This window comes from Vibrio sp. 1580, from assembly GCF_033340055.1.
This window is the reverse complement of record NZ_JAWOVT010000773.1, coordinates 1-511: the sequence shown is the minus strand read 5'-3', so window position 1 is coordinate 511 and position 511 is coordinate 1. Positions and strand designations below refer to the sequence as shown.

The window sequence follows — 511 nt, the reverse complement described above, 5'->3', positions numbered from 1 at the left end:
GTTATTACCGGACTATCAAGAGCGTTACTTTTATGCTGACAAAGCGCTACAAAATTACGCGTATGAAGCAGCGGTGGAGACGTTAGGCAAAGAGAGTGTGTTCCGAGGCATCATTGCTTCTGGTGATCACTTTAGCGCCAGTAAAGTAAAGGTCACGGGCATCTACCAAGAGTTCAACGCGATGGCCGTCGAAATGGAAGGTGCAGCATTGGGACAAGTTGCAACCGCCTTTAAGGTTCCGTATGTTGTCATCCGCACGATTTCCGACAAAGCGGATGGTTCTGCTGATGTGGTTTATTCTGAGCTGAAAAAAGCGACGGCAGATAACTCAGTAACCATTACGCTCAACATGCTTAAGCGCATGCAATAGGGTGAGAATACGAAAAGCAGCACATTAAGTGCTGCTTTTTTATGAGTTCGTCAAAGTAAACATTATCGATTCTTTACCTTCAAATTCCACCCTCAGCCGCGAGTTTGGTTGTAAGCGGCTGAGAGAATCGATTGTCATCGT

General features: G+C 45.8%; 1 pseudogene. It reads left to right on the top strand.

The features are described from left to right. Window positions 1–370, top strand: a pseudogene (locus R7093_RS28310) (5'-methylthioadenosine/S-adenosylhomocysteine nucleosidase); the annotation flags it as partial. Window positions 371–511 lie beyond the last annotated feature (141 nt).